The 842-nt window shown below is 44.8% G+C and carries 1 pseudogene; it reads left to right on the forward strand.

Going from position 1 to position 842, the window contains the following annotated elements:
• Positions 1-81 precede the first annotated feature (81 nt).
• Positions 82-830: pseudogene (locus AC2FA3_RS15015) on the forward strand (IS5 family transposase).
• Positions 831-842: the final 12 nt, after the last annotated feature.

Raw genomic sequence — 842 nt, forward strand, 5'->3', positions numbered from 1 at the left:
CTAGGGCGTGTCATCAATTAGCATAGATATTTCAGAATAAGCTATACTTAGATCGTATTTAGGAATTTGAGCTCAATGACTATGACAAGACGACATGCCCTACGTGATGACCAATGGGAGAGAATTAAAGACATTCTACCTGGTAAACCAAGTGACGTTGGTATTACTGCAAAGGATAACCGCTTGTTCGTAGAAGCGGTTCTGTACCGTTACAAGACCGGCATACCTTGGCGTGACCTACCTGAACGCTTTGGCGACTTCAGAGTGATTCATACTCGTTTTAGTCGCTGGTCAAAAAAAGGCGTATGGGAGCAGGTTTTTAATCAACTCTCTGAACAATCCGATGACGAATATGCCATGCTAGATGCCACGATTGTTAAAGCCCACCAGCACAGTGCTGGAAAAAAAGGGATCAAGCCATTGGACGCAGCAAAGGTGGACTGACGACTAAAATACATACTCGTACAGATGCGCTAGGCAATCCTACTGGCTTTTATCTAACAGGTGGCGCAGCTCATGACCTGTGTGGCTCAGATGAATTGCTCGATGTCAGTATTAGTCAAACTTGGCTTGCCGATAAAGCTTACGATGCTGATGCCCGCGTTATTGAACCGATTAAAGCAGTACAAGGCCATGCAGTCATTCCTTCCAAGTGTCATCGGCTGCAGCCAAGAGACTTCGATAAAGAGCTTTATAAAGCACGGCACCTAATAGAGAACTTCTTTGCCAAGATTAAGCAGTATCGTGCGATTGCCACTCGCTATGACAAGTTAGCCTGTCATTTCTTAAGTGCGGTTCATCTAGTTTCTTGTGTCGTTTGGCTTAATTGATGACACGCCCTA

The organism is Janibacter sp. CoH_79_TC_3 (assembly GCF_058197955.1).